At 34.7% G+C, this 16,091-nt stretch carries 26 protein-coding genes; 16 read left to right on the forward strand and 10 right to left on the reverse strand.

Features of this window, described 5'->3' with window-relative positions; all coding sequences use genetic code 11:
• Positions 1–200 precede the first annotated feature (200 nt).
• Positions 201–1,502, forward strand: a complete 1,302-nt coding sequence (locus tag NMAR_RS05470; protein WP_148680321.1) for an aspartate aminotransferase family protein — start codon at positions 201–203, stop codon at positions 1,500–1,502.
• On the opposite strand, the gene NMAR_RS05475 is transcribed toward NMAR_RS05470, so the two are convergent.
• On the reverse strand, positions 1,492–1,854 hold the full coding sequence (locus NMAR_RS05475; protein ID WP_012215401.1) for a hypothetical protein: 363 nt from the start codon (positions 1,852–1,854) through the stop codon (positions 1,492–1,494). The two genes, NMAR_RS05470 and NMAR_RS05475, sit on opposite strands and share 11 nt — an antisense overlap.
• A gap of 49 nt (positions 1,855–1,903) precedes the next feature.
• On the opposite strand from NMAR_RS05475, the gene NMAR_RS10020 reads away from it, so the two are divergent.
• Both NMAR_RS10020 and NMAR_RS05480 read left to right on the forward strand, forming a co-directional pair.
• The gene (locus tag NMAR_RS10020) at positions 1,904–2,026 is read left to right on the forward strand and encodes a hypothetical protein (RefSeq protein ID WP_274377685.1); all 123 of its coding nucleotides are present in this window, start codon (positions 1,904–1,906) and stop codon (positions 2,024–2,026) included.
• A gap of 36 nt (positions 2,027–2,062) precedes the next feature.
• Complete coding sequence (locus NMAR_RS05480; protein ID WP_012215402.1) at positions 2,063–2,884, forward strand: tetratricopeptide repeat protein; 822 nt, start codon at positions 2,063–2,065, stop codon at positions 2,882–2,884.
• Here the strand turns inward: NMAR_RS05480 and NMAR_RS05485 are convergent.
• The gene (locus NMAR_RS05485) at positions 2,879–3,583 is read right to left on the reverse strand and encodes a hypothetical protein (protein ID WP_012215403.1); all 705 of its coding nucleotides are present in this window, start codon (positions 3,581–3,583) and stop codon (positions 2,879–2,881) included. The genes NMAR_RS05480 and NMAR_RS05485 overlap by 6 nt on opposite strands.
• Positions 3,584–3,660: 77 nt before the next feature.
• Between NMAR_RS05485 and NMAR_RS05490 the strand changes: the two genes are divergently transcribed.
• From NMAR_RS05490 to NMAR_RS05505, 4 genes are all read left to right on the forward strand, one after another.
• Positions 3,661–4,026 (forward strand): SHOCT domain-containing protein, encoded by a 366-nt coding sequence (locus tag NMAR_RS05490; RefSeq protein ID WP_012215404.1) that lies wholly within the window; start codon positions 3,661–3,663, stop codon positions 4,024–4,026.
• Position 4,027: 1 nt separating this feature from the next.
• Positions 4,028–4,483, forward strand: a complete 456-nt coding sequence (locus NMAR_RS05495; protein WP_012215405.1) for a cupin domain-containing protein — start codon at positions 4,028–4,030, stop codon at positions 4,481–4,483.
• A gap of 2 nt (positions 4,484–4,485) precedes the next feature.
• A complete protein-coding gene (locus NMAR_RS05500; protein WP_012215406.1) occupies positions 4,486–4,848 on the forward strand; it encodes a cupin domain-containing protein in 363 nt (120 codons plus the stop codon).
• 62 nt (positions 4,849–4,910) lie between these two features.
• Positions 4,911–5,582: a DnaJ domain-containing protein gene (locus NMAR_RS05505; protein WP_012215407.1), complete on the forward strand. Its 672-nt coding sequence runs from the start codon at positions 4,911–4,913 to the stop codon at positions 5,580–5,582.
• Here the strand turns inward: NMAR_RS05505 and NMAR_RS05510 are convergent, their stop codons facing one another.
• From NMAR_RS05510 to NMAR_RS09760, 3 genes are read right to left on the reverse strand one after another with little or no spacing between them, the layout of a single operon-like run.
• Positions 5,583–5,990, reverse strand: coding sequence for an HIT family protein (locus tag NMAR_RS05510; RefSeq protein ID WP_012215408.1), 408 nt, complete (start codon positions 5,988–5,990; stop codon positions 5,583–5,585). It abuts the gene before it with no gap.
• Between the two features lie 35 nt (positions 5,991–6,025).
• Positions 6,026–6,304 (reverse strand): hypothetical protein, encoded by a 279-nt coding sequence (locus NMAR_RS05515; protein WP_148680127.1) that lies wholly within the window; start codon positions 6,302–6,304, stop codon positions 6,026–6,028.
• A gap of 1 nt (position 6,305) precedes the next feature.
• Complete coding sequence (locus NMAR_RS09760) at positions 6,306–6,473, reverse strand: hypothetical protein (protein ID WP_012215410.1); 168 nt, start codon at positions 6,471–6,473, stop codon at positions 6,306–6,308.
• 54 nt (positions 6,474–6,527) lie between these two features.
• Between NMAR_RS09760 and NMAR_RS05520 the strand changes: the two genes are divergently transcribed.
• Positions 6,528–7,667: a 3-hydroxyacyl-CoA dehydrogenase gene (locus tag NMAR_RS05520; protein WP_012215411.1), complete on the forward strand. Its 1,140-nt coding sequence runs from the start codon at positions 6,528–6,530 to the stop codon at positions 7,665–7,667.
• Between the two features lies 1 nt (position 7,668).
• Here NMAR_RS05520 and NMAR_RS05525 read toward each other — a convergent pair whose 3' ends face one another.
• Together NMAR_RS05525 and NMAR_RS05530 are read right to left on the reverse strand one after the other, a co-directional pair.
• Positions 7,669–7,920: a hypothetical protein gene (locus NMAR_RS05525; protein WP_012215412.1), complete on the reverse strand. Its 252-nt coding sequence runs from the start codon at positions 7,918–7,920 to the stop codon at positions 7,669–7,671.
• Between the two features lie 31 nt (positions 7,921–7,951).
• Entirely contained in the window at positions 7,952–8,461 is a 510-nt protein-coding gene (locus NMAR_RS05530) for a TIGR00725 family protein (RefSeq protein ID WP_012215413.1), read from the reverse strand.
• A 75-nt stretch (positions 8,462–8,536) separates the two neighbouring features.
• On the opposite strand from NMAR_RS05530, the gene NMAR_RS10025 reads away from it, so the two are divergent.
• The 3 genes from NMAR_RS10025 to NMAR_RS05540 all read left to right on the forward strand — a co-directional run bounded on the left by NMAR_RS10025 (position 8,537) and on the right by NMAR_RS05540 (position 9,335).
• Positions 8,537–8,659 (forward strand): hypothetical protein, encoded by a 123-nt coding sequence (locus NMAR_RS10025; RefSeq protein WP_255430769.1) that lies wholly within the window; start codon positions 8,537–8,539, stop codon positions 8,657–8,659.
• 64 nt (positions 8,660–8,723) lie between these two features.
• The gene (locus NMAR_RS05535) at positions 8,724–9,134 is read left to right on the forward strand and encodes a hypothetical protein (RefSeq protein ID WP_012215414.1); all 411 of its coding nucleotides are present in this window, start codon (positions 8,724–8,726) and stop codon (positions 9,132–9,134) included.
• 3 nt (positions 9,135–9,137) lie between these two features.
• Positions 9,138–9,335, forward strand: a complete 198-nt coding sequence (locus NMAR_RS05540; RefSeq protein WP_148680128.1) for a C2H2-type zinc finger protein — start codon at positions 9,138–9,140, stop codon at positions 9,333–9,335.
• On the opposite strand, the gene NMAR_RS05545 is transcribed toward NMAR_RS05540, so the two are convergent.
• The 3 genes from NMAR_RS05545 to tuf are packed head-to-tail and all read right to left on the reverse strand — an operon-like array spanning position 9,336 to position 11,180.
• A complete protein-coding gene (locus tag NMAR_RS05545) occupies positions 9,336–9,539 on the reverse strand; it encodes a TFIIB-type zinc ribbon-containing protein (protein ID WP_012215415.1) in 204 nt (67 codons plus the stop codon).
• A gap of 22 nt (positions 9,540–9,561) precedes the next feature.
• Entirely contained in the window at positions 9,562–9,870 is a 309-nt protein-coding gene (gene rpsJ / locus NMAR_RS05550) for a 30S ribosomal protein S10 (RefSeq protein ID WP_012215416.1), read from the reverse strand.
• A gap of 11 nt (positions 9,871–9,881) precedes the next feature.
• Positions 9,882–11,180 (reverse strand): translation elongation factor EF-1 subunit alpha, encoded by a 1,299-nt coding sequence (gene tuf, locus NMAR_RS05555; RefSeq protein WP_012215417.1) that lies wholly within the window; start codon positions 11,178–11,180, stop codon positions 9,882–9,884.
• Positions 11,181–11,310: 130 nt separating this feature from the next.
• Here tuf and fbp point away from each other — a divergent pair, with 130 nt between their 5' ends.
• The 5 genes from fbp to endA all read left to right on the forward strand — a co-directional run bounded on the left by fbp (position 11,311) and on the right by endA (position 16,073).
• Complete coding sequence (gene fbp, locus NMAR_RS05560) at positions 11,311–12,447, forward strand: fructose-1,6-bisphosphate aldolase/phosphatase (RefSeq protein WP_148680129.1); 1,137 nt, start codon at positions 11,311–11,313, stop codon at positions 12,445–12,447.
• A 67-nt stretch (positions 12,448–12,514) separates the two neighbouring features.
• Positions 12,515–12,922: a hypothetical protein gene (locus NMAR_RS05565; protein WP_012215419.1), complete on the forward strand. Its 408-nt coding sequence runs from the start codon at positions 12,515–12,517 to the stop codon at positions 12,920–12,922.
• A 36-nt stretch (positions 12,923–12,958) separates the two neighbouring features.
• A complete protein-coding gene (locus NMAR_RS05570) occupies positions 12,959–14,725 on the forward strand; it encodes an ATP-dependent DNA ligase (RefSeq protein ID WP_012215420.1) in 1,767 nt (588 codons plus the stop codon).
• Between the two features lie 66 nt (positions 14,726–14,791).
• Positions 14,792–15,445: a DUF47 domain-containing protein gene (locus NMAR_RS05575; protein ID WP_012215421.1), complete on the forward strand. Its 654-nt coding sequence runs from the start codon at positions 14,792–14,794 to the stop codon at positions 15,443–15,445.
• A 91-nt stretch (positions 15,446–15,536) separates the two neighbouring features.
• Entirely contained in the window at positions 15,537–16,073 is a 537-nt protein-coding gene (endA, locus tag NMAR_RS05580; protein ID WP_012215422.1) for a tRNA-intron lyase, read from the forward strand.
• The last annotated feature ends 18 nt before the right edge of the window (positions 16,074–16,091 follow it).

The raw sequence follows: 16,091 nt of genomic DNA on the forward strand, positions 1-16,091 counted from the left end.
TTGCGTTACGTATGCAAAAGCATCACATGCCAGAATCCATATAAACCATGCGAGAAATTATGCCTGATCGACCCTATTTCTTGTAAAAATTACAATGTTACAACTATGCAGAACTATGCAGTTTTGGAAAAATTGAGCCTGATAACTATGCCAAACTATGCCATTTTCAATGTTAAAATGATAGAAGGAATTTTGTGAATTTGCTTTTGGATTACATCAAAGAATACAAAAAGAAAACAAAGACATCAGCAAAACTATTTTCAAAATCAGCTAAACTGCATGTCAATGGTGTTTCTCATAACATAAGATTTTATGAACCATATCCATTTGTTGTAAAAAAATCTGCAGGAAAAAATTTGGTAGATGTTGACTCTAACAAGTATACTGATTACTGGATGGGTCATTGGGCTTTGATTTTGGGACATGGTCCAAATAGTGTGAAAAAGAATCTGCAAAAACAAATTGAGAAAAGCTGGATGTATGGAACGGTAAATGAGCAGACGATTCAACTTTCAGAATTAATTTCAAAGGCAGTTCCAGTAGCAGAAAAAATTCGTTATGTTACATCTGGAACTGAAGCTACAATGTATGCAGTAAGATTGGCCCGTTCAGTTTCAGGCAGAAAAGTGATTGCCAAGATAGATGGAGGATGGCACGGATATACATCGGATTTACTAAAGTCAGTAAATTGGCCATTTTCAGAATCTGAAAGTTCCGGAGTTGTAAATGAAGAACAGATTGTTTCAATTCCTTACAATGATTTAGAAAAGTCATTATCCATTTTGAAAAAATATTCCAAGGACTTGGCAGGAGTAATCATTGAACCAGTATTAGGTGGAGGGGGATGCATTCCAGCGGATTCAGAATACTTGAAAGGAGTTCAGGAATTTTGTAAGAAGAATAATTCATTGTTTATCCTAGATGAGATAGTTACTGGATTTCGATTCAGGTTTGGATGTCTATACCCTACAATGAAACTTGATCCAGACATTGTTACTTTGGGAAAAATTGTTGGAGGAGGATTATCAATTGGTGTGATGTGTGGCAAAAAGGAAATCATGGAAGCAGCAGACACTACAGGAAAGAAAAAATCAGAGAGAAGTTATGTTGGAGGAGGTACGTTTTCAGCCAATCCAGCCTCAATGGTGGCAGGATATTCAACTCTAGATTATCTAAAATCAAAAAAGACAGTTTATTCAAAAATCAATGATTTGGGCAAATTTGCCAGAAAAGAGATTGGCAAGGCTTTTGATGGCAAAGTAGCAGTTACTGGAAAAGGCTCTCTGTTTATGACTCACTTTTTACAAAACGGCATATCAGAGATTAGAAACTCTGCAGATGCCGCAAAATGTAATGGAGGGCTATTGGCAAAATATCATTTCAAAATGATTGCCCATGATGGAATCTTCTTTTTGCCAGGCAAACTAGGGGCAATATCAAATGCACATTCTAAAGAAGATATCAAGAAGATTGTAAAGGCATCAGAAGAATTTACTTGTTAGAGTCATTTGGAAAAAATTCTGATTTCCAAGATTTGAGTTTTGCAAAAATATCCATGTATTCAGAGGATTTTACGGTAATGTGGACATGGGTATACAACTCTCCAAACTGAGACTCAAATATCATCCTGCATTCATCCTTGAAAAAAGGAACAGATATGCCAATCTTTTTGAGATGAGAAAATTCAAAATCCTGGATTATAATTGACTTGCCAGAAACTGTAATTTTCTTTGGTTCAGCATTTTTGGAGACAGTCTCATCGAGTTTCTGTTTTACAGAATCATCCCACAGTGGAGTGTCATGAGGCCATCTGTGTACAAAGACTTTTTCAGCTAGAAAAGAAACTTCAGACAATATCAGAATTAATTTGCATGTTTTTATAAAATAACTGATCTCAAAAACCATGGAAAAGAAAAAAGAGGAAAAAGAGGCCTATGCCACAGAGGACCCAACTAAAGCAGATGCAAAATCTCAAGAAGACTTGGCAAGAGAGGCAATCAAGAAATTCAAATCATTGAATAATTAGCAAGATTTGATTATAGAATAAAGGTTGTAGAAAATTATGGGATTGTTTGGAAAAAAAGAAGACCCTGAAGATTTGATGTACGAGGGTGTGGGCATGATGGAAAAGAATCAGCCAAAGGCAGCCATTTCATTTTTCAACAAGGTCCTAAAACAAGAGCCAGAAAATACAGAGGCATTACTTCAAAAGGGGTTGGCATTAAACTTGATAAAAAAATACCAAGATGCAATTACTTGTTTTGATAAATTAATAGAAATTGATCCTAAAGATGCCCAAGCCCTAAACAACAGAGGAATATCCATGGCAGAGACAGGCAACATCCAGGGGGCTGCAGAATATTATGACAGGGCAATTGAGGCAGATTCCAAATATGCATCAGCTTATTTCAACAAAGGCGTACTACTAGACAAACTCCAAGAACATGAAGAGGCATTAACAGTTTTAGAAAAAGCAATAACAATTGATCCAAGAAAGCCAAATGCCATGATCTACAAGGGAATAGTTCTAGGTAAACTCAAAAGAAACGAAGAGGCATTGAATTGCTTTTCAAATGTTTGCAAAAAATATCCAAACAATTTGGATGCATTTTTCCAAAAAGGAGTTCAGCTAGCTGAATTAGACCAACATAAAAAAGCACTAGATGTGTTTGATGAACTCTTAAAAAAATACAAAGACAACGTGAATGTGATTTATGCAAAATCACGCAGTATGGCAGCACTTGAAAAGTATCCTGAATCACTAGAATTACTAAAACAAGCAGTATCCAAAAGTCCCAAAGTTATTCGAGCATGGGCAAAAGAAGAGCCAATTTTCACAAAATTGCACAGTAATGATGAATTTAGAAAGATTGTAAAACTATAGAATCTTTTTTCGTACTGCATCGATTCGGATTATTTCGACCTTCTTTTTTGGACCAATTAGTCGGCCCTCAAAAATCGGTACATAGAGTTCGGTGATTTCACGCAATACAAATTCTTCAGATAGTTCTCTCACATCGGTCTCAAGAGGTTTTTTCAATTGAGACTGAAGTTTCTCTAATGCAGCATCATATGTTATTTCAGGTCTTTTTACATTTGGTTCATTTTTTTGTAGTAATCGTTTAGGATAATTTTCCACCGTATCAGAATTTACTTTGAATGGGAATTTTATCTCTCTTCCGTGATGATCAAATGCAAGTTCATCTTCTTCTTTAACAAATACGTGTTCTTCCAAGTTTATGTCAATCTTGTTTTTTCCTTTCTTTCCAGTTAACGCCTTTTCAAACCCAGATTTAGAGCGAGTCTGAAATACGCCATCGCCAAGTTCAACTTCTTTTACATTGTAGGGAACAGAGATTGTATGGGTTGCCTTTCGATAATAGTCAGCAACATATTTTCCAGACACTAGTAAAATGCATTCATAGTATAATTTGACGGAGTGGATGTGAACTTGTTCTTTTTTTGGTCTAGACAATAGTGATTTGAATGGGTTTGTCTTCTTTTCTTCTATAATCTCAGTTGCTTCTTCAAGTTCGATGTTTTTTCTAAGAACAACTGTCTTTACATCATAGGACTTGCTCAAAACTATACAAAGTACATGATTCTAGTTATTAAACCAATTCTACTAGGAATTAAATAATAGATTTTAGAAAATAAAGCATGGCAACAAAAAAGAAAGTTGGGTATATTGAACGATTTTTGAAAAAAGCAGACAAGGCAATTGATGATGGAGTAAAAAGGGCTGATGAAGTTCTAGAGGATGCAGTAGAATTTGGAACAATGACTGCAAAACAGGCTGCAAAAGCAAGTAAGGACATACAACTAAGAGCAAAAAAAGAAAGTGAAGCAATACACAAAAAAGGTACCAAAAAGATTGAGGAAGGACTTTCTGCTGCAAAAAATGCAACATCAAACACAGAAGAAGATTTGGCAACACTTGAGAAATTAGGAAAATTACGAAAAGCAGGAGTTCTTACTGAAAAAGAGTTTCAGGCAAAGAAAAAGAAAATTCTGGAAAGAATTTAAAATGAAAAAAACAAACATTCAAGGAAGTAATGATAAAAGAAATGTAAATCCAAATTGGTTTACATCAAAGACATGGATGAAAGTATTATCTGAAAAAATAAAATCAAAAGATCAAGACATCTATCATGTTCATTTTGAAAAAGGTTCTAGAACAAAACTACATGCACATAATGGAAATCAAGTATTAATTGCAACCAAAGGTAAGGGAAGTTTAGAGATTTTTAGAAGATATGGAACAAGTAAAAATAATTTCAAGATAAAAAAGACTCAAAAAATTACTCTTAATGAAGGGGATATTGTTCACATTCCAGCAAAAACATTGCACACTCATGGTTCAACAGATAAGAAAAAGACTTTTTCCCATATTGCAATAAACATATTGCCACGAAAAAATTCTGAATACAAAACAGTTTGGTGGGAGTCAGATTTTAAAACTAAAGCAACAGAAGTCATCTAAAGATGTCACTGAGAAAAAATTCAGAAATAGAATCAATTCAAGGGGCAGAAGGAACAAGCATCAAGCAGTTTTTCCATCCACACAATACGCTTGAAGGAATAGGATACAGTCTTGCTCAATTTACACTAGAACCTGGAAAAGAATCAAAACTTCACATGCTAAAATCATCTGAAATTTACTATATTCTAGAGGGGAAAGCAAACTTGAGAATTGATGATGAAATCATGGAACTACAAAAAGATGATTCAGCATATGTTCCCCCAAACTCTAAACAAAATATCAAGAACATTGGAGAGGAGAATTTAAGGTTCCTATGTATAGTAGAGCCAGCATGGAAAGCAGATGATGAAATCATACTAGAATAGGCAATTCCTACTCAAAGCAATATGAAATTATTTTTAAAATATGCCAAATCTCTAAAAATACAGTGAATACTTACCAGGCTCTCAAAGTACTAGATGTAGATTCCAATTCATCACAAGAAGAGATCAAGGCAGCATTTAGAAAAAAAGCATTAGAGCATCATCCAGATAAGAATAAGAACAAAAATGAGGATTTAGAGTTTAAAAAAATTACAGAGGCATATGAATATCTCAAGAAAAATCATCATCAAAGAAATGATGTGTATCACAATGTACAATCCCAATCAAAACCAAAATCAAACTTCAAAAGAAAACCATGGGGAGCTCCAGATGATGAGACAATTCCAGAACAAGATTGGGGAAAATACACAAAAGAGTTTGAAGAGGGGGATCCTGATTTTTGGAAAGAGTATGAAAAAAATTTCTGGGAAGAGTACAATGCTAGAGTTCGCCCAGATGGAAGAAACGGAGAGTATGAAAAGGCAAAAGAGCCTAAAAAACAGCCCAATCTCTATGTAGATGTGGATAAGAGTCTGTGTATTGGCTGTTGTAGTTGTGAGATAATTGCTCCAGATGTTTTTCAAATTAACAAAGAGAAAATGATGAATCCGAAATCTTCAGTGATTGATCCAAAAGGTGCAGGAGTAAACAAGATTATGGATGCAGCAATGACATGCCCTACAAAGGCAATAATCGTAGAAGATATAGATACAAAAGAAAGAATGTATCCTTACTAGTTAGAGTTTTAATTTATCATAAAGTTCATCTGATTCGGATTCAGATAATTTCAAAGTACCATCAAACATACTGTGTATTGCAGATGCAGAGTCATCTGAAGACCTAGGTACTAAATGCACATGAACATGTGGCACTTCTTGTCCTGCTTCTTTTCCATTATGAACTGCAACCAAGGTTGCACCAGTGATAGAATCAACTTTTGCAATCATCTTATGTACAAGAGAAAACAGATCAGTGTTTTCTTCATCAGACATTTCTTGAATTTTCTGATGATGGTTCTTTGGAATTACTAAAACATGTCCTTTTGCCAAAGGAAAGGCATCATGAAATGATATTGATGAAGAGGTTTCTCCAAGAATTTTACAAGGAATTTCTTTTGCAATGATTTTACAAAATATACAATCCATGATATTTCATATTTTTTTTAATATTAAATCATTAATCATGGCTCAGTAATCTTTGCCCATGCTAAACCTTCACCATATGTAATAGTCACTACATCACCTGGTTGCAATGTACAATCCTCAATTATTTTTGGAATATTATCACTAGTTTCAACATAGCATTGACCATTATCATTAGTCAAAATTTCTACTTCTTCATTGACATCTTCTCGAATTAAATTCCAGAATGGGAAAACAATTGTAGACAATACTAGTCCTGCAACTATTAAAGCACCACCAAAAATCAATCCACCTTTTTGGCCGGAAGTTAGTTCCATTTTACCAAGTACCGCCATCGCCGGCATTAGGATCTAATTTCTTTGCAGGAACATTTCCATGTGCTTTTTTCATGTGTCTTTTCAGACGTTCAGGATCATGTAATTCAGTACCACAAGTATCACACTTAGTTTTACTATCATTGTCTTTGTTACGGTTAAACAATCCCATATTTTGTTAAAATTTTGAAATACATTATAAAGGATACGTGATTTTTGGTAGAACATGGCAGTAAAAAATATCACAATTTTAGGTTCTGGAGTAATGGGACACGGTATTGCACAGGTATCAGCTACTGCAGGGTATAATGTGGTTCTACGAGATATCGAACAGGGATTTTTAGATAAAGCAATGGAAAAGATCAGATGGAGTTTAGATAAACTAGTTTCAAAAGAAAAAATTTCAAAAGAAGAAGGAGATTCAATTTTTGGTAGAATCACACCAGTTGTAGATTTGAAAGAGGCAGTGAAAGATGCAGAGTTGGTAATAGAAGTAGTTCCAGAAATTATGGATCTAAAGAAAAAGGTCTATGCAGAACTAGATGAAGTAGCAGCACCAGAAGTTATCTTTGCATCAAATACCAGTACATTGCCAATTACTGAAATTGCAAATACAACATCAAGACCAGACAAATTCATTGGAATTCATTTCTTTAATCCTCCGCAACTGATGAAATTAGTAGAAGTAATTCCAGGGGAGAAAACATCGCAAGAAATTACAGATTTAACTAAAGATTATGTCAAGTCAGTTAACAAACAAGCTGTATTATGTAGAAAAGATGTTCCAGGATTTATCATAAACAGGTTATTCATTCCAATGGTTCATGAAGCATGTTATGCAAAAGATAGAACAGGTGCAACTCTTGAAGAGATTGATTCAGCAGTAAAATTCAATCTAGGATTTCCAATGGGAATCTTTGAGTTAGCAGACTTTACAGGAATGGATGTGATTCACAAAGCAACAGTTGAGATGCATTTGAGAGACAAAAAAGTAATCAACCCACATCCAACAGTTGAGAAAATGTTTGATGAAAAGAAACTAGGACAAAAATCAGGGGAAGGATACTACAAGTATTCAGATGACAAATATGAAAGAGTTGAACTTTCTCAAGAGCTTGCTCAGAAATTTAATCCCATTCAACTAGTAGCAAATATTCTAAACAATGCAGCATGGCTTGTAACTAATGGTGCAAGCGACATAGAAGAAATTGAAAAAGCCGCTCAGTTAGGGTTAGGATTGAAAAAACCGCTATTTGAAACAGCAAAAGAAATTGGCATTAAAAATATTGTAGATGAGTTAAACAAACTTGCCGAAGAACATGGAGAGTTTTACAAACCAGACCCACTGCTCACATCAATGCAGTGAATCAATTAATTCCCAAATGTTCTTTGATTTTAGTAACATCTTCTCCAATCATAGATATCTGACTACTTAATGCCCAAACAGAGTTTCTTGATTGGATATTTTGATTATTCAAATATTTTACCAAGGTCATAGTAAATTCAGAGTTGTTTGTTTTCTCTAAATAAGAAATGATTTCATCAATCATTTGAGGAGGCAATCCTTTATCCAATTTATCAATAAGTTGTTTGCATTCTTCATCATCTTGAATTGCCATGAATTGTATACACACTTTTGATTAAAGAAGATTATGCAGAGATTAGTTCTATTATTTTTGTAACTGCTTCTTGAGCATTATCTACACCAACAATTTTTACATTTTCTCTATGATCCAAATATCCATCAATATATTGTTCCACTGAACCGTTGAGATTTCTAATTGCAACCATTGGTTTTTTTGACATGTATGATGCACAAACCTCAGATAATGTGCCAGAACCACCACCAACAATTATGACACCATCAGCACTCAGTGCATTAAGAAAATCACGAGTAAATCCCATTCCAGTAGGAATTACAATATCACAGTACTCATTAGCCTCAGAAGCATCATCTTGAGGAATTATTCCAACAGTTAACCCATCTGTATCTTTTGCACCACGAGATGCAGCAGTCATTATTCCACCCAATCCACCAGTAATCAACACAGAGTCAGATTTTGCAATTTCTACACCGATATCATATGCAATTTTCTCATGTTCTGGAGTACAACCATTAGTGTTATTTCCAATTACCAGGATCTGACGTTTCTTTACCATGTTAAATATTTAGAAACAGGTTTGAAATATCTTCCGAGAGAAAAGGATATTAGTAAAAAATACGGTTGTTATTACATGGAAAGACGTTCAATGCCAGTATGTTTTACTGAAAAACAATACAAAATGATCGAAGAATATGCCAAGAGAAACGGTATGCTCAATGCAAGCCAAGCTCTTGAAAAAATCCTAAGCGAATAAACGCTTTTTTGTTATTTTTATTTTGTTTACATTTATAGAATAAGCTATACTAGGTAGATTTGTAATGGGATTATTTAGCAGAAAACCATCATTTTGTACTATTTGTGATAAAGAACTAACCCACAAACACAAACCAAAAAGAGAATGGAACATCAAAGGTCCACTTTGCGGAGAGTGTCATTTTGAAAAACAAAAAGAGTACTATGAAGGCAAGGTAAGGCAACCATGTGTAGAATGTGGTAAAACTCAAAAAATTACAGATTTGTGGGAACCACGATGGCAATGGGATATGGAAGGACTTCTTTGCAAACCATGTTTTGATAAAAAAGAAGAATCACATGGAAAAAAGAAAAATTTTTGTTCATTGTGTGGTGGAAAGATGGGATTGATTAGATATAATCCAAAAGGAAAATGGAAGATTGATGGTCAACTATGCAGAAAGTGCTGGGATGAAAAAAAGGCAGAGTTAGGATAGTAGTTGGGATTTTTTAAAAAAATCAAATGCGATATTTGTGATAATAAATTTTCAAAACAAGAAGAATTGATGAATCACAAACAGATTGTTCATGGAAAGGATTTGCAATATGATTGCAAAGAGTGTAACAAATTTTTTTCAAATATGGAAGACATGAGAACTCATCTACAAAGAGAACACAGTTACAAAAAAGACAGATAACTAAATTGCTTTGACGGTCTTAACTACTGGAGGTCTAACTTTGGTAAATACTCTGAATCCACAAATACATTTGATTTCAGGTAAACGAGATAATTCAGTGTTTGAAACCATAGTTCCACATCTAAGGCAAGAATAGTTTACATCAAATGTTTCAACAGGTGTTTCTTCTACTTCATCAAAATTTTCTTCAGCCATGTTTATCATCAAAATTTCTATAATTTAGAGATTATGTTAATGAAAGTTCAATGTAGACGTCATCAGGGATTTTTAGTCTCATTAATTGCCTTATTGCTTTGTCGTCAGCGTTGATGTTGATAATTCTTCTATGCATCTTCATCTCCCATTTCTCATAAGTTTCAGTTCCGTTGCCACAAGGAGATTTTCTAGTAGCAACGTGTAATCTTTTAACAGGAAGTGGGGTTGGACCCTTTACCTTAACACCGGTTTTTTTACCGATACCCATGATTTCCCCACATACTCCATCTAACTTTGGTAGACTGGTTGATGTGAGTTTTACACGGGCGGTTTGGGTCATAAAAAATCCGCCTATGGTTTGTACTCTTCGGTAATTTCCTTAACGATTCCTGCTGCGATAGTAGCACCCATATCTCTAAGGGCGAATCTACCCATCTCAGGGAATTCTTGGAAAGTTTCGATACATGTTGGTCTCACCGGTCTGATTTTTACAATTGCAGAGTCACCAACTTTGAGGAATTTTGGATTTTCTTCCTCAACTGCACCAGATGCTGGGTTGATCTTTTGTAAGAACTCAGTAACTGTTGCTGCAACTTGTGCAGTGTGTGCGTGCATAACTGGTGTGTAACCAGGTGCGATTGCTGTTGGGTGGTGAATTACAATAATTTGTGCTTTGAATTCTTTTGCAACATTTGGTGGGTTGTCAGGACTTCCGAGAACATCTCCTCTCTTGATGTCTTTCTTCTCAACACCTCTAAGGTTGAAACCAATGTTATCACCTGCTTCTGCAGATGGCATCTCTGTGTGGTGAGTTTCAATAGATTTGATTTCACCAGGAGCACCTGAAGGCATTACGACGATTTTGTCTCCTGCTTTCATAACTCCGGTCTCAACTCTACCTACTGGAACGGTACCTACACCAGTGATGGTATAAACATCTTGGATTGGAACACGTAGTGGTTTACCGATTGGTTTTTCAGATACTGTAAAGTCATCAAATGCTTCAAGTAGTGTTTTACCAGAGTACCATGACATGTTTTCGGATTTTTTAACCAAGTTGTCACCTTTCCATCCAGAAACTGGAATGAATGGTACATTTTCTAGTTTGTAACCTACAGATTTTACTAATTTTTCACCTTTTTCTTTGGCTACTTTGAATGCTTCTTCAGAATAGTTGCTATCATCCATTTTGTTGATTGCAACGATTAGTTGGTTTACACCTAAAGTCTTAAGCAAGAATGCGTGTTCTCTTGCTTGACCACCTGCAGCAATTGCAGTATCGGTTTCACCTTCTTTAGCTGAAAGTACTAAGACTGCTGCGTCGGCTTCAGAAGCACCAGTAATCATGTTTTTAATAAAGTCCCTGTGACCAGGAGCGTCAATCAAAGTAAAGAAGTACTTTGGGGACTCGAATTTTTGGAATGCAAGATCGATTGTAATACCTCTCTCTCTTTCATCCTTAATGTTATCCATTACCCAAGCATACTTGAAAGTATCACCTTTTCCGGTCTTCTCGGATTCGGATGCATGGGATGCAATTGTTCTTTCATCTACAACGCCAAGATCCATCAAGAAATGACCCATAGTTGTTGATTTTCCATTATCAATATGACCTGTAACAATCAGGTTCAAGTGTGGTTTATCTGCCATGTACAGTGCGTGTCTGAGGGCATTTATTACTGTTATGAATTTTTGAAGAAAAATTCAAAATTTTTCAATTAATTTCAGATCAGAAGACTTTGCTAAAAGCACATAAATCAAAGGGGCAAAAATGGAAAATATGAAAATTACAGTTTCAGTTATCAAAGCCGATGTCGGCGGTGTCGGAGGACATACAAAACCTAGTGACGGATTATTAGACGCAATTAGAAATACCGTTAAAAATTCAGCAGATTTGCTTATCGATTATTACATTGGATATTGTGGTGATGACACCCATATCGTAATGTCTCACACTCATGGTGTAGACAATCAACAAATTCACAAACTAGCATGGGATGCATTCATGGCAGGAACTCAAGTTGCAAAAGAAGAGGGATTGTATGGTGCAGGACAAGACTTGCTCAAAGACTCTTTCTCTGGAAACGTAAAAGGAATGGGTCCAGGAGTTGCAGAAATGGAATTTGAAGAAAGACCAAATGAAGCATTTACAGTATTTGCAGCTGACAAAACAGAACCAGGTGCATTCAACTATCCAATTTACAGAATGTTTGTAGATGCACTAAGTAACACAGGATTAATTGTAAACAAGAATCTTGCAGACGGGGTTAAAATTAATATCATGGATGTTGAAAAGGCTCAGATTGCAGAGTTGCAATTATGGGAAGATAAACCAACAATTGAAGCAGCATTAATGTATCCAGGTAGATACGTTGTAGATTCAGTTACAACAAAAGATGGAGAACCAATTCTTGCCGCATCAACTGATAGATTACACAATATTGCAGGAACATATGTTGGAAAAGACGATCCAATTTGTGTTGTCAGAACACAAAAGAAATTCCCTGCAACTGAAGAAGTAGGAAGTGTGTTTAACAATCCACATTTTGTTGCAGGAAACACAAGAGGAAGTCATAATATGCCATTAATGCCTGTAAAACTAAACTCTGCAGCTACAATCAACTTTTGTATTCCAATCGTTGAGGCACTTGTATTTAGTATGCATAACGGAAAGTTTACAGGACCATTTGATGGATTCTCAACTCCAGATTGGGATCTAATCAGAGAGAGAGCAACAGAGAAAGCCATGGCAATTAGAAGCCAAGGATTTATCCATCCAGCAACACTTGTACCATCAGAACTAGAATATGCTGAAGGTTATAGAGCTAGAATGGATGTTCTTGAAAGTAAGATGAAACCAATGGAAGGAACTGATTCTAGCGGTGACAGAAAAGAGAATTACGAAGATCCAGATTAGTAATTTCAAAAACTGCAAATCATAAGAAATAGTTAAATCAAAACAGGCCGTACATTATTTGACCAAGATGATTTTTCAGAAGATTTTTGATTGGAAAACATACATTTTCACAGCATTAGCAGTAATCTCATTTTCAAATTTCATGGCAGTATTATTTGGCCAGACCATACCAAATGTAGTACTAGACTTTTTCAAAGTTGCAGGAGAATACGTTGTGTTAGGAGCAGTCTTTGTATTTGCTCTTGCATGGTTACTCAAAGCAAAGCCTCACAATCGCCCAAAACAATACTCTGTAGTAGTCTTTGATGTGTATGGAAAAAAGAGCCAGATTGATGGATTGAGAACAGAATTCAAAACACATGATGTGGCATGGAGTTTCATGAAACAATACAAGAAATCATACCCACTATACAATTTTGCGCTTGTATCAGATCTTCCAAAGTCAGACAAACCAACAATTTTCAGATACATCTAGATTCAATTTTTATTCCACAGTACACTAAGTATTAGAATGGAGTTTTCTATCTTAGCTGATTCGTTTAACAAGATGGAATCAACTAGAAAAAGATTAGAACTAACACAGTACTTGGTAGAATTATTTAAAAAAACTCCACAAGAAGTGATTTCAAAGATAGTCTATTTACTTCAAGGAAAACTAAGACCAGACTTTGAAGGAGTGGAGTTGGGAGTTGCAGAAAAACTTGCAATAAGAGCAATCTCAAAATCTTCAGGAATACCAATTAAAAAAATTGAAGAAGAATACAGAAAAGGTGGAGACTTGGGGCATGCAGCCACTACAATTCTAGAGCAAAAAACGCAGACAACATTTCTCGTAGAAGACATTACAGTTGAACGAGTCTATGAGACATTATTCAAGATTGCAAAGTTAGAGGGCAATAGATCACAAGACATGAAGATGAAATACATTTCAAGCTTACTTAATGATGCAAGTCCGTTAGAGGCAAGCTTTATTCTAAAAATATTGTTAGGTACACTAAGACTAGGAATTGCAGAAAATACTGTAATGGATGCATTAGCATTAGCATTTTCAGGCAACAAAGAAAATAGAAAAATTTTGGAGCATGCATACAATGTTTCTAGTGATTTGGGAAAAGTTGCAGAAGTTTTAGCAACTGAAGGATTAGCAGAAGTTGAAAAATTCAAAATAATTTTGTTTAATCCAATCAGACCAATGCTTGCAGACAGAGTAAAGAGCGAACAAGAAGCAATTGAAAAAATGGGGAATGAATTTGCAGCTGAATACAAATTAGATGGAGAAAGAGTACAACTACACATAGAAGGAGACAAAGTAGTTTTATTTTCAAGAAGTTTAGAAAATATTTCAAGTTATTATCCAGATATTATAGAAAAAATTCCAAAAACAATTCAAGCAGAAAATATTGTACTAGAGGCAGAAGCAGTAGCAATCAATGAAAACACAGGAGAGTTTTTGCCATTTCAAGAATTAATGCATAGAAGAAGAAAATACAAAATAGAAAAAGCAGTTACACAATATCCCATAACGGTAAATCTCTTTGATATCTTGTATTGTAATGGAAAGAGTTGTCTTGAATTAGACTATAAAGAAAGAAGAGAAAAAATGGAAAAAGTGGTAAAAGAAGATGATTTTGTAAAGCACATTCCCATGGCCATTGTCAAAAATGAAAATGATATTGAAGACTTTTTTGAAAACAGCATCAATGCAGGAAGTGAAGGACTAATGCTAAAGACGCTTGTTAGTCCATATCAAGCAGGTTCAAGAGGAAGTCACTGGTTAAAACTGAAAAGAGAATATCAAAATGAACTTGGAGATAGTTTAGATCTTGTTGTGATAGGAGGATTCTTTGGGAAAGGAAGACGGACAGGAAACTATGGAACTTTATTGTTAGCAACATACGAAGAAGATGAAGATACATTCACCAGCATTTGTAAAGTTGGAACAGGTTTTTCAGATGAAGATTTAGATCAATTATATCAAATTCTAAATCCCAAAGTAACAATCAAGAAAAATCCGCGTATTAATAGTGAAATGGAAGCAGATGTTTGGTTTGAACCAGAATTAGTAATAGAGGTGGTTGCATCAGAGATTACACTTAGTCCAATTCACAAAGCAGCTAGAGACAAAATTAGAAAGGGAGCAGGACTTGCATTGAGATTTCCAAAATTTACAGGAAAGATGAGAGTTGAAAAAATGGCAGAAGATGCATCTACTAATGAAGAAGTGATCACATTATACCAAGGTCAGAAAAAAGTGGCACATGACAAAAGTCTCATGTAATCATGCTCAAAAGATATCAAAAATCATAGAGGATTTAAATTACCATTGGATTTGGTAGTTTTTGTTATGTATAGCGGAGAGCTTGAAGTTCAAGCAAAAAGAAAGGCTATAGCAGTTTTACAAGACGAAATCAATAGAATTCTAAATGCATCTAGAGAACTGGCAACACTTCCAGAACTAATGATGAAAAAAGACAAGACAGGAATCAAAAACACATTAGAACAAATTTCTACAATTGAAGAAGAAGTAGAAAATCTAAGAAGAAAAATTACACGCGAAGTAGCAGATGTTGGAGGTTTAATCATGAACAGAGAAAATCTCCTAAACACAGCATATACAATGGATGAGATTGCAGGTTACATCACTGGAATTTCATTCAAACTATCAAATGTAAAACCAACTACTCTGAAAAGTGCAAAACTAGACAAAGACTTGACAAAACTAATCGAATTAGTTGTAGATGAAGTCTACAAACTAAATGAAATCATTAGAAGTCTTAACACAAACACTGCAAGCGCAATTGAGTTAGCACAAGAAACACAAACAATTGAAAGAGAAATAGACATCAAATACAGACAAGCAACAATAAAGCTTCTAACAGAAGTAACAAACACCAAAGAATTAATGTTAATGAAAGACGTGATTGAGGGAATTGAAGAAATGGCAGACAAATGCCAGAGAGTATCAGATTCTTTCATTTTGTTAGCATTGAGCCTATAAGCAAATCACATCTACATTTTTACTTTATTTTCTATTTTCATAAGCATCATTAATCTAATGAATTCATATACACTAGAAGTTTTGAAAAATTATGAAAGGAGAATTAATTGAAAACAGAGTGATTGTTTGGAATATTGAAGATTCTCGAAAGCTGTTTGGTGGCGGATATTATGGGAAACCCATAGGCATTCCAAAACCAAAAATCGAAGAGATTGATGCTCCTCTTGTTTTAGATTTAATTGAATCGTTATACTTACTAGAAAATAAAAAAATATCAATTTCAAAATCAAAACATAAAGTTACAGTAGAACAAATGATAGATATTTGTAAAAATGAACATCATGATTTTGATAAAAAATATTTAGTGTACAAGAACTTTAGAGATAAAGGATACATCATTAATCCAGGAATAAAGTTTGGTTGTGATTTTGCAGTTTATGAGAAAGGTCCAGGAATAGACCACGCACCATTTTTGATTCAAGTGTACAATAGAAGTGAACCAATAACGTCAACAGGAATTGTACTTGCAGGTAGACTTGCAACGTCAGTGAAAAAACAATTCATCTTAGCAATTCCCAAAGGTAAAGACAATGTAGATTTTTTGGCTTTAGATTGGTGGAAAGCCTAAACTGACAAAACAAATCAA

This window comes from Nitrosopumilus maritimus SCM1 (assembly GCF_000018465.1).
Taxonomy (GTDB): domain Archaea; phylum Thermoproteota; class Nitrososphaeria; order Nitrososphaerales; family Nitrosopumilaceae; genus Nitrosopumilus; species Nitrosopumilus maritimus.

Excerpts from the sequence above, each read along its gene's own strand:
- fbp (WP_148680129.1), top strand. The coding sequence starts at position 11,311 with ATGAAAATTACAGTTTCAGTTATCAAAGCCGATGTCGGCGGTGTCGGA.
- NMAR_RS05525 (WP_012215412.1), bottom strand. The coding sequence starts at position 7,920 with ATGGCAATTCAAGATGATGAAGAATGCAAACAACTTATTGATAAATTG.
- rpsJ (WP_012215416.1), bottom strand. The coding sequence starts at position 9,870 with ATGACCCAAACCGCCCGTGTAAAACTCACATCAACCAGTCTACCAAAG.
- NMAR_RS05570 (WP_012215420.1), top strand. The coding sequence starts at position 12,959 with ATGGAGTTTTCTATCTTAGCTGATTCGTTTAACAAGATGGAATCAACT.
- tuf (WP_012215417.1), bottom strand. The coding sequence starts at position 11,180 with ATGGCAGATAAACCACACTTGAACCTGATTGTTACAGGTCATATTGAT.
- NMAR_RS05575 (WP_012215421.1), top strand. The coding sequence starts at position 14,792 with ATGTATAGCGGAGAGCTTGAAGTTCAAGCAAAAAGAAAGGCTATAGCA.
- NMAR_RS10020 (WP_274377685.1), top strand. The coding sequence starts at position 1,904 with ATGGAAAAGAAAAAAGAGGAAAAAGAGGCCTATGCCACAGAGGACCCA.
- NMAR_RS05500 (WP_012215406.1), top strand. The coding sequence starts at position 4,486 with ATGTCACTGAGAAAAAATTCAGAAATAGAATCAATTCAAGGGGCAGAA.
- NMAR_RS05535 (WP_012215414.1), top strand. The coding sequence starts at position 8,724 with ATGGGATTATTTAGCAGAAAACCATCATTTTGTACTATTTGTGATAAA.
- NMAR_RS05565 (WP_012215419.1), top strand. The coding sequence starts at position 12,515 with ATGATTTTTCAGAAGATTTTTGATTGGAAAACATACATTTTCACAGCA.
- NMAR_RS05495 (WP_012215405.1), top strand. The coding sequence starts at position 4,028 with ATGAAAAAAACAAACATTCAAGGAAGTAATGATAAAAGAAATGTAAAT.
- NMAR_RS05530 (WP_012215413.1), bottom strand. The coding sequence starts at position 8,461 with ATGGTAAAGAAACGTCAGATCCTGGTAATTGGAAATAACACTAATGGT.
- endA (WP_012215422.1), top strand. The coding sequence starts at position 15,537 with ATGAAAGGAGAATTAATTGAAAACAGAGTGATTGTTTGGAATATTGAA.
- NMAR_RS05510 (WP_012215408.1), bottom strand. The coding sequence starts at position 5,990 with ATGGATTGTATATTTTGTAAAATCATTGCAAAAGAAATTCCTTGTAAA.
- NMAR_RS05515 (WP_148680127.1), bottom strand. The coding sequence starts at position 6,304 with ATGGAACTAACTTCCGGCCAAAAAGGTGGATTGATTTTTGGTGGTGCT.
- NMAR_RS05520 (WP_012215411.1), top strand. The coding sequence starts at position 6,528 with ATGGCAGTAAAAAATATCACAATTTTAGGTTCTGGAGTAATGGGACAC.
- NMAR_RS05490 (WP_012215404.1), top strand. The coding sequence starts at position 3,661 with ATGGCAACAAAAAAGAAAGTTGGGTATATTGAACGATTTTTGAAAAAA.
- NMAR_RS09760 (WP_012215410.1), bottom strand. The coding sequence starts at position 6,473 with ATGGGATTGTTTAACCGTAACAAAGACAATGATAGTAAAACTAAGTGT.
- NMAR_RS05545 (WP_012215415.1), bottom strand. The coding sequence starts at position 9,539 with ATGATAAACATGGCTGAAGAAAATTTTGATGAAGTAGAAGAAACACCT.
- NMAR_RS10025 (WP_255430769.1), top strand. The coding sequence starts at position 8,537 with ATGGAAAGACGTTCAATGCCAGTATGTTTTACTGAAAAACAATACAAA.
- NMAR_RS05480 (WP_012215402.1), top strand. The coding sequence starts at position 2,063 with ATGGGATTGTTTGGAAAAAAAGAAGACCCTGAAGATTTGATGTACGAG.